Below are 17022 nucleotides of genomic sequence, written 5' to 3'. Positions count from 1 at the left end.
GTTTAGTCGCCTTTGCTCGTACCGGAGGCCCTTCCTCATGTCACGCCGCCACGCCGGCGCGATCACCGCAGTCGACCTTTGCCGCGCGCCCAGCGATGCCCTGAAACCCTTATTTACCAGGCTCTTACGGATGTCGAGGCAGTCGCTGACCCATGCCCGGCGTCACAGCGGCGAATCGGCTACCAGTATTCGCGCGAGCGATCTTGCCGCCGTGCGGCGTGAACCGCGGTGCTCGGCCGGCCGGATCTGGTGCGGCACTTGTGCTCGGAGGGCGCCTGGCAGCGGGGACACCCGTGATCGGACCACGTCCAGATCGGTAACGCTGCTGTCGGATCTGCCTGCTTCCGATGGTGGGCGAGGTGACGTGTCAACGCAGCCCGCTGCTCGTCCAGGTCATAGGAGGATTCCTCGTACTCCAGCCAGGTAGACCGGTCACACGGATCGGCGACCTGGCCGGGGTCTGCCGGGCAGTAGGTGCACACGGCGTAGTACAGCTGATTGGCCCAGCGCTGGATATGCGGCTCGGGCCTTTCACTCTCGGGATGTGCGTCGTCGGAGTCGATGATGGGGTATGTCGGTAAGGCGTTCGGCTCTTGGACGGCGGCTGGACCGGCGACCTTGTCGGCGATACGTTCTACGGCTTCCGCAATTCGCCTGAGGTACTCATTGCCCTGGCCGAGGTCATCGGTCATGTGGAGGGCACTGTAAGGACGGCCTCGCTGAGGGTAAGTCACCGGGCTGAGCGTGAATCCGAGCACCGCGGCCAGCGACACCCCGAAGAGGACGAGCACGGGCACGGGCCGCCGCGCCCAGGCGGCGGACAGGATCGACTCGCTGCTGGCGAGATTCGTGGCGAAGCCCAGGGCGGCTGTCGAGGTGACCGTGGCCAGGGCGGCGAGCAGGCCGGTCCAGGCGCGGCGACGCCGTCCGTGGGAGGAACGGGGCGGCACGGGCATGAGGTTATCGATCGACGCCCCACGGGACAGGCCTGCCCGACCCGGTCGGCGTTCGTGCCGATATTCGACACCCCGGTCAGGTGCCGTACGAGTCGGTGGCTGACGGCGCGAAGAGCAAGCGGGCTACTGGGCCGGCGGCGCGCGAGTGCCTTGACGTTCCGCTTGACGCTTTCCGGCGGCACCACCGCGTTGAACACGGTGCTGTTCTCGTGTTCGAAGAGCTCTGCCAACCGGGCGAGGACCGCCGCTGTTTCGTCAAGCGCGGGGCACCGGCACGGAGCGCCGTGGCCGTCAGGGAACCAGCACGATCTTGCCACGGGTACGGCCAGCCTCGGCGTCGCGATGCACCGACGGCAGGTCGGCGAGTGGGTGGCACGCGGCGACCTCGACGCGGACCGCGCCGGTATCGACGAGCTCCACCAGGGCGGTGAGCTGGCCGGCGTCGTTGCGCGCCACAAAGTGCACCACCGTCACCGGGACACCGGTGGCCGGCTCGATCGGGACGGTGGCGGAGACGCGGACACCGCCCGGGCGGACCAGCGGCAGCAGGGCGGCGGCCCGCGGCGGGCTGGTCGCGAAGGAAAGCCGTCTGTCGCCGTCGGGCTCGACCATGGGGTCGCCCACACCGAGTTGCGGCTGACCCCGGCCGGCCCTCGGGTGATCGAGATCAACCCCCGACCCGCCGGCAACCAGATCACCGAACTGATCCGTCGGGTCACCGGCATCGACCTGCCGATGGCCTACGCGCAGCTGGCTCTCGGCGAGCAGCCGGCTCTCACCCCCACCGACACCGGGGTGCGCAGTGCCGCCATCGCCTTCCTACTGCCGCCCCGGGCCGGCACCGTTACCGGGTTCACCGGCGTCGACCGGCTCACCGAGGACCCCCGAGTCGTGGACTACGCGGTGAAGCCCGTCGGGCACCGCACCGGCGACGCCAGTAACAACAACAGCTACCTCGGGCACGTGGCCACCGTGGACACCACCGGCACCGGGGCGCTCGCCGTTGCCGAGGAGCTGGTCTCCGGCCTCTGCGTTCAGTACGACGACGAGCTGGCCGGGGCCCCCGCGTGACCGCCCCGGCTATCGCCCCGTTTGGGACGGGGGCGTACCGGTCGGTGGACGAGCTGGTGGCCGCGGTGCTGGCCGGGCGGCTCGGACCCGATCCGGCGCGGTCGGCGGTCAGCGTCGGGTTCGTCACCCGGCAGGGCGCTCGGCATGGCGGCCGGGGCCGGGTGTACCGCAACCACGTGCTGAGTCTGCGCGTCGGGGCAGCCGTCGGCTCCTGCGCCGTGGAGCCGGGCGAACTGCCTGACGAGGTGGCGTACGACTGCGTCGGCGTCACCGTCGCCGACCTGCTCACCCACTCGCTCACCCCGGTCCGGGTGGCCGCGCTGGACGCGTATTTGATGGCGGCTCGGCCGCATGCCGAGGCCGGCGCGGAACCGGTGCTGCTGCCCGGCGGCTCGTCACTGGCCAAGTCGACAGCGCGGGCGGCGGCTGTGGTGGATCTCCTCCCAGCCGATCCGGGCGCGACGGTGCTGGTCGTCGGGGTGGTCAACTCGCTGCTCGCCGCGCTGCGTGAACGGGGGCTGCGCTACCTGCCCTGCGACCGGGTCGGCGGAAGCACCGAGTGGGGCGAGCCGTGCCGGCCCGACGCGACCGTGCTCCTCGACGGCTGCGACGCGCTGCTGGTCTCCGGGATGACCGTGGGCAACGGAACCAGAACGGCCTGGCCTGCGGAAACGTGAGCCAGGCCGTTCTCATATGCAGCAACCTACGACAGCCTGGGACGGATCAGGAGCCGGGCCGGCGGTAGCGGACCCGGGGCCGGCCGTCAGCCGCCGTGTCGACGTCCGCCCGTACCCGGTAGGCCTGCGCGATCCGGTCTGCGGTGAGCACTTCGGCGGGCGCACCCGCCGCGGCCACTCGGCCGGCGTGCAACAGCACCAGCCGGTCGCAGTACTGTGCGGCCAGGTTGAGATCGTGCAGGGTCACCACGACGGTGGTCGCCGACTCCGAGAGGAACTGCAACAGGTCCAGCTGGTGCCGGATGTCCAGGTGGTTCGTCGGCTCGTCGAGCAGCAGCAGGTCCGGCTCCTGAACCAGGGCGCGGGCCAGGTCCACTCGCTGCCGCTCCCCACCGGACAGGGTGGACCAGCGCCGCTGCTCGAACCCGGCCAGACCGGCCTCGGCGAGCGCGTGCCGGGCCAGGGCCACATCGGCAGCGGCGACACCGGCGAGACGTGGGCGGTACGGGATTCGGCCCAACAGGACCACCTCCAGGGCGGACATCTCCACGTCGGTGACCGCCTGCTGGGTGACCACCGCGATCCGCCGGGACAGTGCGCGCCGAGACAGCGTGCTCAACGCGACGTCGTCGAGGAGCACCAGCCCGGAGTCGGGTCGCGCCAGCCCGGCCAGCAGCCGCAGCAGGCTCGACTTGCCTGAGCCGTTCGGCCCGAGCAGTCCGACCGTGGCACCCGGTTCGGCGGTGAGCGCCACCTCGGCCAGAATCCGCACGCCGGCTACGCCCCATCCGATCTGGTCCGCGCGCAGCAGAGCCGGACGCGGGCCCGCGACGTGCGGGCCGCCGTCCCGGCCGTCTCGGGTTGCCCGCCCGCCGCCGGTGGCGTCCCAGCCGGTCACGGCGTAGCCGTCCGGCGCAGCATGACCAGGGCGAACACCGGCACGCCGAGCACTGCGGTGAGCACACCCACCGGCAGTTCCTGCGGCGAGAACACGGTCCGCGCCGCGGTGTCCGCCCAGATCAGGAAGGTCGCGCCGGTGACCGCGCAGGCGGGTAGCAGCGTGCGGTGCCCGGAACCGATCATGAACCGTACCGCGTGCGGCACCGTCAATCCGACGAACCCGATCGCCCCGCTCGCCGCGACCAGCGTGGCCGCCACCAACGCGGTGACGCCGAACAGCAGCAGCCGGGTTCGCCCGGTGGAGAAGCCGAGCGATCGTGCGGTGTCGGTGCCGAACGCGAAGGCGTCCAGCGCCGTCGCGGCGGCCCAACAGACCAGCAGGCCAACGCCGGTCACCACGGCGCACAGCGCCACCGCCGGCCATGAGGCCGCGGTCAGCGAACCGAGCAGCCAGAACGTCACGCCGCGGGTGTCCTGGGTGTGCGCGTCGGAGATCACGATCAGGCTGGTCACCGCACTGAACAGCTGTGAGACGGCCACCCCGGCGAGCACGATGCGGGTCGGCTCGACGGCTCGTCGACCGGCCAGCAGCAGCACCGCGCCGAACGCGGCCAGGCTGCCGGCGAACGCGCCGGTGGTCAGGCCGACGGGGCCCGCGCCGACGTGGATTCCGAGCACCAGCACCGCCACGGCGCCGGTGGAGGCGCCGGAGGAGATGCCGAGCAGGAACGGGTCGGCCAGCGGGTTACGGGTCAGCGCCTGCAGCACCGCGCCGCACACGGCCAAGCCGGCACCGACCAACGCGGCCAGCAGCACCCGGGGCAGCCGCAGGTCCCACACGATGCTGTCCGGCAGCGGCAGCAGCGGGCGGGCCGGCAGGCCCAGATGGGTGCCCACGGAACGCAGTACGTCGGCGGCGGAGAGATCGGCCGAGCCCACGGCGACCGCTGCCGCGATGCTGGTGAGCAGCAGGAACACGGCCAGCGGCAGGACGTACCGGCCACCCGGCCGCCAGGTGCCGGCAGGGGTGAACGAGGCTCGCCTCGCCCCGGCACCGGAATCGGGTGCCGGGGCGAGGGATGGTGCGACCGGTGGGCTCATCGGCGGGCGAACACCACGTAGTCGTCGAAGTACTGCCAGACGGTGCCGACCTCGGCGAAGCCGGCCGTACGCAGTGCCGCGAGGTGGAACTCCAGCGGGGCCAGGGCCTGCGGCGGCCGGTCGGCGAACCGCCGTTCCCGCTCGGCGGCCAGCCCCGCCAGTTCCGGATGACGGGCCGCCTCGGCGTACCAGGCGGAGTAGCTGAGCGCGCCGGCGGCGAACGTCTCCTCTTGCACTCGCTCGTCGTGCCGGCGGGCGATGTCGCTCAGCGTGGGAGCCGACCCGTCGTACCGGAGGTGGTCCGCGTTCAGCAGCACACCACCGGCCGGCAGCAGCCGAGCGGCGGCGGTGTAGACGCGCAGCAGCTGTACCGGTGAGAGCCAGTGCAGCGCGGTCGAGCTGAGTACGGCGTCGATCCTCCTCCCGGCCAGCGCCTTCTCCCAGTCCTCGGTCGCCAGGTCCACGTCGCGCACCTCGGCCCGGGAGCCGTACCGATCGAGCGCACCCTGGGCCACCGTCAGCAGCATCGGGTCGTAGTCGACCGCGACAGCGGCGGCCTGCGGGAAGCCGGCCAGTACCCGGTCGCTGATCGCGCCGGGACCGCAGGCCAGGTCCAGGATCGTCAGGTCGTCCGGGCAGTGCAGCCGCAGCACGTCGAACATCGCCTCGAACCGCAGGTCACGGTGGGCCACGTACGCGGACTGCTGGTCGTCCCAGAGCTGGAGCAGGCGCCGAGCGGCCGCCTGGTCCAGCGCCCCGGCGGCCCGCGCGCCGGCGTCGGCGATATCCCGCGCGGTCATCGGACGAACCCGCGGAGGCCCGCGGCGACCAGTTCGGCCGCCTCGACGCTGCGGATCGACGGATCCATCGACGATCCGGACACCGTGATGACCCGTCCGCCGACCACCGCGTCCAGCTTGGACGTCACCGGGTTGCGGCGCAGAAAGTCGATCTTCGACTGGGCGCTGTCGCCGTCGCCGCCCCGGGTCAGGTCGGCCACCACGATCACGTCCGGGTTGCGTCTGGCGATCTCCTCCCAGTTACCGGCGGGCCACTTCTGGCTGACGTCGGTGAACGCGTTGCGAGCTCCGAGAAGCGAGCTGACCGCGTCCGGTACGCCTCCGTGCCCGGCCACGTACGGAGTGGTGGTGCCGGAGTAGTACCAGAGCAGGGAGGGGCCTGCGCCCGATTGTCCGGTAGTGCTCGGCACAGCCGTGTGGACCCGCTGCCCGGCGGTGTCCAGCCGGCCCTGCTGTTCGCGGATCAGCTTCTCACCCCGCTCCGGTACGCCGAAGACGGTCGCGATGTCGCGGATCTCGCTGAAGATCCTGTCGAAGCTCACCGTCGGGATCGCGTCCGCCGCGTTCTCGCAGGCGAATGGGGAGAGGTACGCGGGCACGCCGAGCTTGACCAGGTCGGCGCGGGAGCCGGCGGCGTCCGGGGCGTATGCGGACGAGTAGGTCGAGTAGACAAAGTCCGGGTTCGCCGCTCGGACCGCTTCTCGCGACGGGTACAGCTTGGCCAGTACCGGCACCTGTTCGTACGCCGACCGCAACTGGGGCAGCACCGGGTCGGTCTGGTAGCTGGTGCCGACCATCCGGTCGGCGAGACCGAGGCTGAGCATGATCTCGGTGGCGTTCTGTTCCAGCGCTATCGAACGCTTGGGCGGCGCGCCGATGCCGAGGGGAAGCCCGCAGTTGGTCAGCTGGACCGGGCTGGCCGGACCGGTCGGACCGCTCGGTGTGGCGGCCTCGCTACCGGAACAGCCGGTGGCGGCCAGCACCACACACAGCCCAGCGGTAATAAAAACCGTTTTCATGACCGGGAAGAGTAGCAATGGCTCGTCGAGGAATCCGCAGGTGGGGGACCGACGTGCACGGAAGCACCTTGCGAACGGCACGGGCGCGGTGGCCCGCGAGCGAACCAGCGCAGCCGAGGCTTGCGGTGCCGGTCGCCAGGGCGACGGCCGTCGCGCCGAGGCGGGTCAGCTGCCGGTGGGCGTTGGCGGGTGTGCGTGTGGGCATGTGTCCTCCCGGGTGTGGTTGGGTGTGGCGGCAGCGGCCGGGGGGACGTCGGCATGCTGACCCGACTTGGCTCACGTTAGTGCGCACGTCGGCTGGGCCGGGTGATGGCTTCGAGGGCGTCGTGGAGGTCGTCGGGTAGGGCGTCGGCGGCGGTGATGGTGTGGGGTTCTGGTCCGTTATGCCGACGACGGTGCGCCACGAGCGCTGAAGGGAGCTCCGATGTAGAAGGCGGAGGTCTTGGATGCGGTGCTGCACCGGTGATGGAGGTTGGGCCCTCCGCGATCGCCCGCGCAGGGGGAGGTCGCAAACCACCGCGAACTGCTGCGGTAAAGAGCCGTGGTGGTGAGCTCGCGGAAAAGGCGCCAGGTGAGGTGTCAGGTGGGATCCGAGAAGACGAACGTGAGTGAACCGCTGAGGAAGTGTCGTAAGCGTATCGACGATGACCGAAACCGGGGTCCAGTTGTTGCCCCGGGATGAGCCTGGCGGGGGCCTGCCCGTGCTGGCCAGGCGGTTGTCCGGCATAGAGGCGGCGTGAGCTCGGATCAGGCGCTGGTGTGGAACGTGGGAAGCTGTCGCGCCGATGAGGCCGGCGTGCGTGTTGACGCGGCCGGCGTAAGGGAGGACCCCAAGCAGCTGAAACTGCGAGGGGCAGAGTACCGATGCGGCGCACAGTGGCGGACCGCCTCGTAGTAGCGGTGAAGGCCCTGTAATGGGGCTGGAGCGAAGGGGGCGGGTCGTCCGGGTTCGTTTGGTGGTCAACCAGAGTTCCTGGGAGGAGCCAGGTGAGCGAATCAAAGTCACAGGTCAAGCCGTTTGCGATATCCAAGCGGGTGGTCTGGGAGGCGTACGAGAGGGTCAAGGCCAACAAGGGCGCGGCGGGCGTCGACGGGCAGACGATCGTGCAGTATGAACAGGACTTGCAAAACAACCTGTACAGGCTGTGGAATCGGCTGTCGTCGGGTAGTTACTTCCCGCCGCCGGTGAAGGCCGTGGAGATTCCGAAGGCTGGGGGAGCGGGTGTCCGTGTCCTCGGTGTGCCCACTGTGGATGATCGAATCGCCCAGACTGTGGCGGCCATGTATCTGGAGCCGGAGGTGGAGCGTGTGTTTCATCCGGATTCCTATGGCTATCGGCCGGGGCGGTCGGCGTTGGACGCGGTGGGTAGGTGCCGGGAACGGTGCTGGCGGAACGACTGGGTTGTCGATCTTGACATTCGGGTGTTCTTCGATAGCGTCGACCATTCCCTCATGCTCAAGGCGGTTGAGCGGCACACCGACCAGACGTGGATCCTGCTGTATGTCAGACGGTGGCTGAAAGCCCCGATGCAGCGACAGGATGGCAGTCTGGTTGCCCGGGATCGTGGTACTCCGCAAGGGTCGGCGATCTCACCGGTGTTGGCGAACCTGTATCTGCACTATGCGTTCGACATGTGGCTGGTCCGGGAGTTCCCGACGGTCACGTTCGAGCGGTATTGCGACGATGCGGTGATTCACTGCGGCAGCGAGGAACAGGCCCGCCAGGTGCGGGACGCCCTCGCTCAACGATTGGCGCAGGTCGGTCTGGAGCTACACCCGGACAAGACGCGCATCGTCTACTGCAAGGACGCCGACCGGCGTGGCGATCATGAGGTCACGTCGTTCACGTTCCTGGGGTACACGTTTCGGCCTCGGCTGGCCCGTAACAAGTGGGGGAAGAACTTCGTGAACTTCCTACCCGCGGTCAGCAAGGACGCGATCAAGGCGATGGGTCGGGAGATCCGTTCCTGGCACATCGCCCGCCGCAGTGACAAGTCCCTCGGCGACCTGGCACGCATGTTCAACAGCATCGTGCAAGGCTGGATCAACTACTACGGGCGCTTCTACAAGTCCATGTTGTATCCCCTCCTACGGCGCATCAACGAACACCTGGTGCGCTGGGCCATGCGCAAGTACAAACGGCTACGCCGACGCGAAACGCGGGTGCGACAGCTGCTGGCGGAAGCCTCCCGAAGGTCCCCACGACTGTTCGCCCACTGGCGCATCGGCCTCAAACCTGACGGCTGGACGATGGGAGCCCGGTGAGCTGAGAGGCTCCCGCCGGGTTCTACGAGCGGCGGGGGGTGAGATTCCCCCCGCCGACTCTCCCGATCGTGAGGTGCGCGTCCCGGCAGCAGGCCGAAGCCGCCCTCGGGCGGTTGACGGAGCTGCTGGCCGACCTTGGGCTGGCACCCAAGGCGGCGAAGACCCGCATCGTGCATCTGGAGGTCGGTGGGGAGGGCGTGGACTTCCTCGGCTCTCGCCACCGATTGGTGCGCGCGTGGGCGCGGACCGGGACCAAGCAGGTCACCTTCCTGGCCCGCTGGCCTACGAACAAGGCCATGCAGCACGTTCTTGCTCGCCCGCACGGCTGGTGTTCACATCGTGGGGCCGTCGGGGGCCTGTCGCGACGGCGCCCGTCCGGGAGTTCGGTTGTTCCTTGATGGCTTCGGCGGCTGTCGCGTGTAGCGGTAGGCGTTGGGTGGCGGAGTGGTTGGGAATGGTGCCAGCCGCCACAGGGAGTAGACGGTGGCGCCGTCGGGGCGGGGGAACCGGTCGCGGTCGGTGTAGCCGTGCCGGTGGTAGAGGTCGCGGTGCGTTCCGGAGCTGGCTTCGGCGTACGTCGGGAGGCTGAGGTTGTCCATGCACTGGTGGCTGGCGGCCAGGACGGACTCGGCCCGTTCGGCGCGGCGCGGTCCGGGCGGCACGGCGAGGAAGGCCAGGTGGTTGTGGGCTTCGACGGGGCGGCGTGCGGCGAGGGTTTGGTCGAGCAGGGAGAACCGTGGGGCGTGGTGCCCGCAGGTCTCGGCGAGGTGTCTTCCGTAGCCGGGAGGGGGCGGGATGGGGCGGTAGCGGTGGAACCAGACGGTGGCGGCGGTGCCGTCGCGGAGCAGGAACGCGTCGCCGAACAGCATGGCGTGTTCGATCCACATGCGGGCCACGCCGGCGAGGATGACGGGTCGTTGCCGCTCGTCGGGAACGAGCCAGGCGCCGAGCGGGGTGGGGGATACGGTGGCGGTCACGAGGCTGACGACCAGGTCGATGTCGCACCAGCGGGCGCGGTCGACGGGCAGGGTGAGGCTCATGGCGGGAGTCCTGGTTCAGGTGAGGTCCGGTAGGGCTACGCACGCGGCAGCCGCGATTCCGACTGGGGCGGGCGGCGTCACCGTGGTTGGCGACGAGGGCGGCGCACGGCGGGTCGGGCTGGCGCCCTGGCGTTGCTGCTGGCCGCAGGCGGTGAATCAGCCGGCGGCTCGCCGAGTAGCCGGAGCTGTTCCGGCTGTGGGCGTGCGGGTCTGACAGCCTGCGCTCAGGCGGGTCTGTTCCCCGGACGGGGCGACCGCGACGGCGGGTGGCCGGAACCGGTCGGGAGGCTCAGCTGCCCGACCAGGAGGGGTGGCGCCCAGCTTGATGGTGTGATGGCGGCGGCCCCTGCGTGGGTGGTGCCGGAGGATGCCGGGCCGCTGCTGTCGGCGGCTGGCGGGAACGGGGCAAGGGCGGGGGCGACGTCCGGCCGGACCGGACCGGCGCCATGGCCGGCGGCTTTTGCTCGGCTTGCCGCGGCCCTGTGTTCCTGGGCCGCCGCCAAGGTCGTCTCGCTGAGGACTCGGGTGGCGGCGGGGGCTGCTGGCCCGGGTGTTGCCGGGACTGGCATGGTGGGGACCGCCGGCAGGGCCGGAGCTGCCGGCGCCGGGGCGATCGGCACGTCGGGTCCGCCCGGCGGAGGCGGCGCGGGAGCCAGCGGTGTGAGCACCGGGTCGAGCACGTCGAGCGCCGGTTCGAGCGGCCGGAGTACCGGGTCGAGGCCCTCCAGCACGGGGCCGAGGCCGGCCACGATCGGGTTGAGGACGGGTGACACCGGAGCGAGGACGCCTCCCAGGGCGCCGAGGAGCGGGTCGGCCGCGGGCCTGATAGCGGCGACCGTCGGGGCGAGGACTTGGTCGCGGACCGGCTTGGTGACCGGCGCGGTCACCTCTGGCGCCGCCGGCACACGCGGCGTTCTGAGACGTGTGGGCGTATGGGCCGGCGCTGGCCCGCGCTGGGGTCTTGCCCCAGCGGCGGGGTCGTCGCATCCGCTTGGGCGCGACGGAAACGTGGTGCGCGGCGAGCTGGCCGTCCCGCTGGGCTCCGCCGCTTTGCCCGGCTCGCCGGCCGACGGTTCGGGCCGGTGCTCTGTTGGCCCGAGGATGGCCGTGAGGACGGGGGTGAGGCCGGTCGGCAGCAGGCCGTTGGCAGGGCTGGTGGCACCGACGGCGGTCGCGGGTGGAGCGTCGGCGGCGCGCGCGGCGGTGGTCGTGGCCACCTCGTGGGCGCCCCACGCGCAGACCACGCCGCCGAGGACGAGCCCGAGGCGCAGCGCGGCCCGCGCCAGTCGCCTGCCGCGCCGACTCATCCGACCGTCACCTTCCCCGAATTGGTTACGCTGGGTGTCAAAGCCAGCACTCTATCGGATCAAGTGGTTGGATTAAAGAGCGCAAACGCGCCCAAGTTTGCCCCCGGCAAGGCGCGTCAGGCGCCGGCGTGTAATCGATCCCTTGCCCATTCGCAGGCTCCTCATCCACTCGACGGACTCAACCCTAGGGTTTTATGTGTACCCTAGAGGGCCGCACGGCAGCACCGCATACTGGCTGGCGAAAGGGGGTGATGCGGAGGATGCAGTTGTCGTTCGACGTGGGGCAGACGCGTTCCCGCGCCCGGGTTTCGGACTCCGAGAAGGTGCTCTGGGAAGGCGAAACCGAGGGCTTTTCGGCGGGTGCCAGCCCAGAAGGGCGCATTGCCCGAGTTATTGAATATGCGGCCTTGCGCTCGCCGGTGGACGCCTTCGACACGGCCGCCGGCGGCAGCACGGGCCTGCACGGCCGCATCCCGCCGCTGGAGAAACTCGGCGCCCGGCTGCACGCGACCGCCGGCGTACGCCACCTCTACCTCGCGGACGACGCGGTCACCTCGCACCTGGGCGCCTTCGCCGGCGAGCCGGGCGTGCTCGCCGCTGTCGGCACCGGTCTCGTGGCCCTGGGCGCCGGAAGCCAAGGGGTCGCCCGCGTCGACGGCGTCGGCCCGCTGATCGGCGACAAAGGCGCGGGCTTCTGGATCGGCCGGGAGGGCATCATCGCCGCACTCTCCGCGCGCGACGGGCGTACGGGCGGCTCCTCGGCACTCCTTGACCGGCTGCGCGAGCAATTCGGCGACGTGGACGACGTACCCGGAAAAGTAGCCGGCGCCGCAGCACCGATCGCCGTCGTCGCCTCCTTCGCGGTCGAGGTCGCGACGGCGGCCCGAGCGGGCGACGAGATCGCCCGCGGCGTCTGGCGCGCTGCGGCCGCACACATCGCGAACGCGGTATGCGCGGCGGCCGATGGTGCGAACCTCGGCCCGGAACTGACCTGGTCGCTGACCGGTCGGATAGCCGAGGCCGGTGACCTGCTGGAACCGGCCCTGTCGACGGCCGTGGCACAGAGGTTCCCGCAGGCGTGCCGGGTCGCCCCGCAAGGCACGGCGCTGGACGGTGCACGCCACCTGCCCGGCGCCGGCAAAGCGCTACACGAATCGGCCCTGGTTGCCGAATATCACCATGGATGAAGGGGGCAGCAGCATGCCGTTCAACGAGCCGGGGGCCCACGGCGTCGTCATCTCCTGCCAGGCACCCGAGATGAGCCCACTGCGCGACAGTCACGTCATGGCGCGGCTGGCCCTCGCGGCGCAGAAGGCAGGCGCCATCGGCATCCGCGCGGAAGGCGGAGCGGACATCGCCGCCATCCGGGCGGTCTGCTCGCTGCCTGTCATCGGCATCCGCAAGCACTGGTACGCGGGCAGCGACGTCTACATCACTCCCACCAAGGCCGACGTCGACACGGTGGCAGACGCGGGCGCCGAACTGGTCGCGTTGGATGCCACGCCGCGACCCCGGCCCGGTGGTGAGACCCTGGCCGAGGTGGTCGCCCACGCCAAGAGGCGCGGGTTGAAGGTGATGGCCGACCTGTCCGGCTCCGAGGAGGCCAAGGGCGCCGTTGACGCGGGCGTGGACTACCTCGGCACCACCCTGGTTCCGGCGAGCGCCGAGGACGTACGGCCGGGCGGGCCCAATATTGCCGTCATCCGGCGGCTGGCCGAGGCGAACTGGGGCCTGCCGGTCATCGCGGAGGGCCGATTCGCGACGCCCGGCGACATCGTCGCCGCGTTCGGGGCCGGCGCGGCCGTCGTAGTGGTCGGCCGGGCGGTCACCGATGCGTACGCGCTCGCCGGCGACTTGGTCCGGGCCGCAAACGAGTTCCGTGAATCGCTCGTGGGCACACGGCGACTAGTCTGAGGAATATTTGAAGACCTGACCGGAGAGGCCATGCCCGCGAAGTACGAAGCCGTGTTGCAAGACCTGTCCCAGCGGATCGCCGACATGACCCCCGGGGAGCGGCTGCCGAGCGAACAGCAACTCGCCAAGGACTTCGACGTTTCGACGATGACCGTACGCCGCGCGCTGCAGGTCCTGATCGACGCTAAGCGCGTCATCGGCATCCGCGGCCGGGGCACCTTCGTGGCCCAGCCCACGGTCTCGAAGTTCGTGCTCGCCTCCTTCACCGAGTCGATGCGCGCCGCCGGGATGTCCGCCCGCACGGAGGTCCTCTCGGCCGGCCTCAACCGGGCCGACAAAGAGGTCGCCGAACGGCTGGAGATCGAGGAGGGCGAGCAGGTCATCAGCCTGACCCGGCTGCGCTTCGGCGACGGCACCCCGCTCTGCCTCGAATACTCGGTGCTGCGGGCCGCCCAGTTCCCGGGCATCCTTGGCCTCAACCTCGAGGGCTCGCTCTACGAGCTGCTCCGGAAGCGGTTCGACGTCGAGCTGTCGCGCGTCGAGCTGAGGATCACCGCAGTCATGGCCAGCGCCGAGGAGGCCAAGCTGCTCGGCATCGACCCGCAAGCCATCCCCTGCATCAAGGCCAAGTCGAGCAGCAAACAGACCGACGGCCTGATCGTCGAGGACACCATCTCCATCTACCGCGGCGACCGCTACGAGCTCATCGTCGGTGCGAGCTAGGCGTTCAGAAGACCGGCGGCTCCCCGAAAGCGGCAGGGTTCCGGCGGATCCCGGCTGGTGTCGACGCCGACGCTCTGGACGATGCAGTCGGGCCGTGGATCATCGCGTCCCGGCTGCAGGCGGACACGGGCCGGCGCCGGTAAGGCCGGTGCCGTCGCACCCCGAACGAGGAGTTCTGCCGTGACCGTGGACAGCCATCCCACGATCGACCAGATTTCCGACCGGGCGGTGCGGCCTGCGCGGCGGGGGGTGTGGTCGGCGCTGCGGCACGCGGGCAAGCGGGCCGTCTGGACCAGTGCGCGGGCTACGGACGGAGCACATGGCGGCAGCGGCACCGTCAGGGGCACCGGCCTGGCTGTCAGCGCCACCGGCGGGCCGTCAGGGCCTACCGGGCTGGCGGTCAGCGTCGCTGGGCGGCGACACGTCGGGTGATCTCGCCCGGCGGTACCGGCCGGCCGAAGTACCAGCCCTGGCCGGTGTCGCAGCCGGCGGCGCGCATTCGCCGGGCCCGGCTGGCGGTCTCGATGCCTTCGGCGGTGACGGTGAGCCCCAGGGTGTGGCCCAGGGCGACGACGGTGGCCAGGAAGGCCGCGTCGTCCGGCCGGCGCACGGCTGGCGGTGGCGGGTTCCCGATCCGTGGCGCGGGCCGGGCGAAGCTGGCATCGAGCTTGAGCCCGTGCAACGGCAGGGCGCGCAGGTTGGCCAGGTTGGCGTACCCGGTGCCGAAGTCGTCGATCACGATCCGCACACCGAGTTCGACCAGAGCGGCGAGGGTGGCGCGGATCTGGTCTGTCAGTTCGATGACCGCGTGCTCGGTGACCTCTAGTTGGAGCCGGTACGGCGCCAGGCCGGTCCGGTCGAGGATCTGGGCGACGGACGCCACCAGCCCGGTCTGGTGGAGTTGCCGGACCGCGATGTTGACGTTGACGTAGAGGCCGTACCCGTCCTGCTGCCAGGCGCTTGCCTGCCGGCATGCCTGCTCCAGCAGGCGGCGCCCGAGCGGCACGATCAGCCCGGTATGCTCCGCCAGTTCGATGAACTGCCCGGCGCCCAGCATGCCGAGGCGCGGGTGGTGCCAGCGGGCCAGCGCCTCGACGCCGGTGATGTGACCGTCGCGCAGGTCGACCAGCGGCTGGTACGCGAGGGCGAACTCACCGTTGCGCAGAGCCGCCGGCATGGCTGCGGACAGCCGGTAACGCTCGGCATCGGCGGCGCTACGCTCGTGCTCGAACAGCATCCACCTGGCCTTGCCGTCGGCCTTCGCCCAGTGCAGCGCGATCTGTGTGGCGCGGATCAGTTCGGCGGTGTCGCCGGACCCGACGGACTGCTCCGCGACTCCGGCACTGGCGGTGATGGGTATCTCGGTGTTGTCGAAGTGGAACGGTTCGGCCAGCACGGTCAGCGCGCGATCGGCGACCTTGACGGCGTCCTCGGCGCAGGTGGTGTCCTCGATCAGGATCGCGAATTGGTCGCTGTCGAAGCGGGCGACCAGGTGGCCCGAGGGTTCGGCGAGGGCGCGCAGCCGGTCGGCGGTCGCCGCCAGCAGCCGGTCGCCCACGTCGTGGCCGAGGACGTCGTTGACCGTGGCGAACTCGTCCAGGTTGATGCAGCACATGCCCACCCGCCTCGACGGCGGCCCGGTGGTGAAGACGCGGTCCAACTGTTCCACGAACAGCGTCCGGTTGGGCAGGTCGGTCCACGCGTCGTGGGTGGCGAGATGCCGAAACCGGGCCTCGTTGGCCCGTAGCGCCTGCTCGGCGCGTGCCTGCGCGGCCAACGCGGCCAGGCGGACGGCGTCCTGGGCGTCCAGGCTGCGGTCGTGCACCGCGGCCGTGAACCCGGCCGCCAGTCCTTCCAACAGCGCGGTCAGCCGTTCGCACATCGCGACGTCGGCGGGCAGCCCGAGGTCGGCCGCGAGTCGGGTGTTCAGGACCGCGATGGTACGGCCCAACGCGTCTGGAGACGCGAACCCGGCGGCGACGAGATCCTCCCCGACGCCGAACCCGCAGGTGGGGTCGGGCGGCTCGGCGAACAGGCCGCCGACGAGCCGTTCGGCCAGCGCGCTGACGATCCGGTACCGCTCGGCGGAGCTGATCGGCACGTAGTGCGCCCGGTGCAGCGCCTTCGCCCACGCCTTCGCGAACGTGTCCAGGCCGTGACGGTGCCGGCCGGCGAGCGAGCCCGCATCGGGGTGGCCTGTCACGCCGTACGCCCAACTCCTACATAGAAACTCATTCGCTCCGGATGGTCCCCGACATCCTCGGGAGATTCCGGGCGCCACAGCGGTGACCACACCACGCCGGGTTCCACGAGTTCGAGCCCGTCGAAGAACCGCTCGACCTGGGCCCGGGTACGGGCCGTGACCGGTGTGGTGGTCCGGCCGCTCAGCCGCGCCCCCTCACCCATCTCCTGGGGGCGGCTGTCGGTCGTAACGTGGCTGATGGCCACGTAGCTGCCCGGGCAGAGCGCCGTGCGCAACCGGTTCAGGATCCCGTACGGATCGTCCTCGTCGGGAATCGCGTGTACGACCGACGCCAGGAGCAGTCCCACCGGCTGGTTCAGGTCCAGCAGAGCCCGCGTCGCCGGATGGTCGAGGATGACCTCCGGCCGGCGCAGATCCTCGTGGATTGCGGCGGCGAACTCGTTGTCGGACAGAATCTGCTCGCTGTGTGCCACCGCCACCGGATCGATGTCCACATAGACCACGCGTGCGTCCGGCACGATCGTCTGGGCGATCTCGTGCACGTTACCCACGGTCGGGATGCCCGAGCCGATGTCCAGGAACTGACGGATCCCCATGTCGATCATGAAGCGGACCGCGCGGTGCAGGAACTCCCGGTTCGCCCGCGCCACCAGTCGCAGGTCCGGCACCGCCGCGATGGCCTGCCGAGCGAACTCCCGGTCGATCGCGAAGTTGTGGGAGCCACCCAACCAGTAGTCGTAGGCGCGCGCGACGCTGGGCTTGCTGAGGTCTATACCTTCGGGCGCCCAGTCCGGCCGCTCCATCGCTGCCCTCCTCGTCAAGCCCCCGCGCTTTTCGCCACGACGGGGCCCGGCCCAGGGCCGCGAGCAACAACAAACGTGTCCCGCGTACGCCCATCGGACCGATCGCGGGCTCAACCCTAAGAGCCTGGTAAATAAGGGTTTCAGGGCATCGCTGGGCGCGCGGCAAAGGTCGACTGCGGTGATCGCGCCGGCGTGGCGGCGTGACATGAGGAAGGGCCTCCGGTACGAGCAAAGGCGACTAAA

15 protein-coding genes are annotated in these 17022 nt (G+C 70.6%); 6 read left to right on the top strand and 9 right to left on the bottom strand.

What is annotated here, in order from left to right; all coding sequences use genetic code 11:
* Positions 1-179: 179 nt before the first annotated feature.
* Positions 180-950: a hypothetical protein gene (locus ABGB16_RS31095; RefSeq protein WP_347671645.1), complete on the bottom strand. Its 771-nt coding sequence runs from the start codon at positions 948-950 to the stop codon at positions 180-182.
* 297 nt (positions 951-1247) lie between these two features.
* On the bottom strand, positions 1248-1568 hold the full coding sequence (locus ABGB16_RS31090) for a zinc-binding dehydrogenase (protein WP_347671644.1): 321 nt from the start codon (positions 1566-1568) through the stop codon (positions 1248-1250).
* A gap of 18 nt (positions 1569-1586) precedes the next feature.
* Between ABGB16_RS31090 and ABGB16_RS31085 the strand changes: the two genes are divergently transcribed.
* Together ABGB16_RS31085 and ABGB16_RS31080 are read left to right on the top strand one after the other, a co-directional pair.
* Entirely contained in the window at positions 1587-2027 is a 441-nt protein-coding gene (locus ABGB16_RS31085) for a hypothetical protein (protein WP_347671643.1), read from the top strand.
* Positions 2024-2704, top strand: coding sequence for a hypothetical protein (locus ABGB16_RS31080; protein ID WP_347671642.1), 681 nt, complete (start codon positions 2024-2026; stop codon positions 2702-2704). Before ABGB16_RS31085 ends, ABGB16_RS31080 begins: the two co-directional genes overlap by 4 nt.
* 46 nt (positions 2705-2750) lie before the next feature.
* Here ABGB16_RS31080 and ABGB16_RS31075 read toward each other — a convergent pair whose 3' ends face one another.
* From ABGB16_RS31075 to ABGB16_RS31060, 4 genes are read right to left on the bottom strand one after another with little or no spacing between them, the layout of a single operon-like run.
* On the bottom strand, positions 2751-3602 hold the full coding sequence (locus tag ABGB16_RS31075) for an ABC transporter ATP-binding protein (protein ID WP_347671641.1): 852 nt from the start codon (positions 3600-3602) through the stop codon (positions 2751-2753).
* Positions 3599-4705, bottom strand: coding sequence for an iron chelate uptake ABC transporter family permease subunit (locus tag ABGB16_RS31070; RefSeq protein ID WP_347671640.1), 1107 nt, complete (start codon positions 4703-4705; stop codon positions 3599-3601). Before ABGB16_RS31070 ends, ABGB16_RS31075 begins: the two co-directional genes overlap by 4 nt.
* Positions 4702-5505, bottom strand: coding sequence for a class I SAM-dependent methyltransferase (locus tag ABGB16_RS31065; RefSeq protein WP_347671639.1), 804 nt, complete (start codon positions 5503-5505; stop codon positions 4702-4704). Before ABGB16_RS31065 ends, ABGB16_RS31070 begins: the two co-directional genes overlap by 4 nt.
* Positions 5502-6524 carry an ABC transporter substrate-binding protein gene (locus ABGB16_RS31060; RefSeq protein WP_347671638.1) on the bottom strand — a complete coding sequence of 341 codons (1023 nt, stop codon included), beginning with the start codon at positions 6522-6524 and terminating at the stop codon, positions 5502-5504. The genes ABGB16_RS31065 and ABGB16_RS31060 overlap by 4 nt, the downstream gene beginning before the upstream one ends.
* Before the next feature lie 987 nt (positions 6525-7511).
* Between ABGB16_RS31060 and ltrA the strand changes: the two genes are divergently transcribed.
* Entirely contained in the window at positions 7512-8789 is a 1278-nt protein-coding gene (gene ltrA / locus ABGB16_RS31055) for a group II intron reverse transcriptase/maturase (RefSeq protein ID WP_347671637.1), read from the top strand.
* Positions 8790-9121: 332 nt separating this feature from the next.
* On the opposite strand, the gene ABGB16_RS31050 is transcribed toward ltrA, so the two are convergent.
* Positions 9122-9829, bottom strand: coding sequence for a hypothetical protein (locus tag ABGB16_RS31050; RefSeq protein ID WP_347671636.1), 708 nt, complete (start codon positions 9827-9829; stop codon positions 9122-9124).
* Between the two features lie 1567 nt (positions 9830-11396).
* Here ABGB16_RS31050 and ABGB16_RS31045 point away from each other — a divergent pair.
* From ABGB16_RS31045 to ABGB16_RS31035, 3 genes are read left to right on the top strand one after another with little or no spacing between them, the layout of a single operon-like run.
* The gene (locus tag ABGB16_RS31045) at positions 11397-12323 is read left to right on the top strand and encodes a BadF/BadG/BcrA/BcrD ATPase family protein (RefSeq protein ID WP_347671635.1); all 927 of its coding nucleotides are present in this window, start codon (positions 11397-11399) and stop codon (positions 12321-12323) included.
* A complete protein-coding gene (locus ABGB16_RS31040; RefSeq protein WP_347671634.1) occupies positions 12250-13050 on the top strand; it encodes a putative N-acetylmannosamine-6-phosphate 2-epimerase in 801 nt (266 codons plus the stop codon). Before ABGB16_RS31045 ends, ABGB16_RS31040 begins: the two co-directional genes overlap by 74 nt.
* Positions 13051-13080: 30 nt before the next feature.
* Positions 13081-13773: a GntR family transcriptional regulator gene (locus ABGB16_RS31035; protein ID WP_347671633.1), complete on the top strand. Its 693-nt coding sequence runs from the start codon at positions 13081-13083 to the stop codon at positions 13771-13773.
* A gap of 400 nt (positions 13774-14173) precedes the next feature.
* On the opposite strand, the gene ABGB16_RS31030 is transcribed toward ABGB16_RS31035, so the two are convergent.
* Both ABGB16_RS31030 and ABGB16_RS31025 read right to left on the bottom strand, forming a co-directional pair.
* A complete protein-coding gene (locus tag ABGB16_RS31030; protein ID WP_347671632.1) occupies positions 14174-15976 on the bottom strand; it encodes a bifunctional diguanylate cyclase/phosphodiesterase in 1803 nt (600 codons plus the stop codon).
* Complete coding sequence (locus ABGB16_RS31025; RefSeq protein ID WP_347671631.1) at positions 15973-16779, bottom strand: SAM-dependent methyltransferase; 807 nt, start codon at positions 16777-16779, stop codon at positions 15973-15975. The genes ABGB16_RS31030 and ABGB16_RS31025 overlap by 4 nt, the downstream gene beginning before the upstream one ends.
* Between the last annotated feature and the right edge of the window lie 243 nt (positions 16780-17022).

Source organism: Micromonospora sp. B11E3 (assembly GCF_039871625.1).
In the GTDB taxonomy this organism is placed as follows: Bacteria; Actinomycetota; Actinomycetes; order Mycobacteriales; family Micromonosporaceae; genus Micromonospora.
The sequence above is the reverse complement of the archived record's forward strand: the minus strand, read 5'-3'. Positions and strand labels throughout refer to the sequence as shown.

Bases quoted from the DNA above. Each gene is read 5' to 3' on its own strand.
- ABGB16_RS31070 (WP_347671640.1), bottom strand. From the start codon at position 4,705: ATGAGCCCACCGGTCGCACCATCCCTCGCCCCGGCACCCGATTCCGGT.
- ABGB16_RS31035 (WP_347671633.1), top strand. From the start codon at position 13,081: ATGCCCGCGAAGTACGAAGCCGTGTTGCAAGACCTGTCCCAGCGGATC.
- ABGB16_RS31065 (WP_347671639.1), bottom strand. From the start codon at position 5,505: ATGACCGCGCGGGATATCGCCGACGCCGGCGCGCGGGCCGCCGGGGCG.
- ABGB16_RS31045 (WP_347671635.1), top strand. From the start codon at position 11,397: ATGCAGTTGTCGTTCGACGTGGGGCAGACGCGTTCCCGCGCCCGGGTT.
- ABGB16_RS31060 (WP_347671638.1), bottom strand. From the start codon at position 6,524: ATGAAAACGGTTTTTATTACCGCTGGGCTGTGTGTGGTGCTGGCCGCC.
- ABGB16_RS31025 (WP_347671631.1), bottom strand. From the start codon at position 16,779: ATGGAGCGGCCGGACTGGGCGCCCGAAGGTATAGACCTCAGCAAGCCC.
- ABGB16_RS31050 (WP_347671636.1), bottom strand. From the start codon at position 9,829: ATGAGCCTCACCCTGCCCGTCGACCGCGCCCGCTGGTGCGACATCGAC.
- ABGB16_RS31090 (WP_347671644.1), bottom strand. From the start codon at position 1,568: ATGGTCGAGCCCGACGGCGACAGACGGCTTTCCTTCGCGACCAGCCCG.